1 pseudogene is annotated in these 544 nt (G+C 41.9%); it reads right to left on the bottom strand.

Features of this window, described 5'->3' with window-relative positions:
• Positions 1 to 131: 131 nt before the first annotated feature.
• Positions 132 to 453 (bottom strand): annotated as a pseudogene (locus tag J3L11_RS18945) (transposase); the annotation flags it as partial.
• Positions 454 to 544: the final 91 nt, after the last annotated feature.

The raw sequence follows: 544 nt of genomic DNA, 5'->3' as shown, positions 1-544 counted from the left end.
AAACTTCAATGTGTACTCTTGATTTTGTATTTTTTATTAATTTTTAATAGGTTATGTCGAATTCTCATTTCGGTGCCTAGCGTTAACTTAAACGTTGATTTGGTTACTTCGAGGGCTACTGCTGAACGCATTACAAAGTGAATGTCTGGGCGAGAGAACGCCTCACATATTGCCCTCGCATCGTTCGCATCATTCTTTTGCGTCCCAACAAATAGTTTGACATGTTGTGTGGGGGTGAGGGCTGCCGCCCAGTTCTTGGAAGATTCTTCCCCAATGATGCGATGTTGCACACGACTCCATGGCAATAGTCGTCTTTTCAGGCAATTGGCGGACGGTATCAAGTAGAGAGCCTCGGTTTACTTTCCGATTCGATAAAATCGATCCAGAGCTACTCAATACGCATACTTGAAAAGCATTCTTGGCTAAATCAATACTAACGACTCCGATAAACATTTTACTTACTCATATTCTGACTGTACCTAAAATTTGGTACAGCGACGCTAGAAAGGAGGTGCGTCCATCACATCAAAGCCTATTTCAATAA

This window comes from Shewanella sp. 4t3-1-2LB (assembly GCF_017368415.1).
Classification (GTDB): Bacteria; Pseudomonadota; Gammaproteobacteria; order Enterobacterales; family Shewanellaceae; genus Shewanella; species Shewanella fodinae.
Note: the sequence above shows the minus strand (reverse complement) of the source record. Positions and strands in the feature narration are given on the sequence as shown.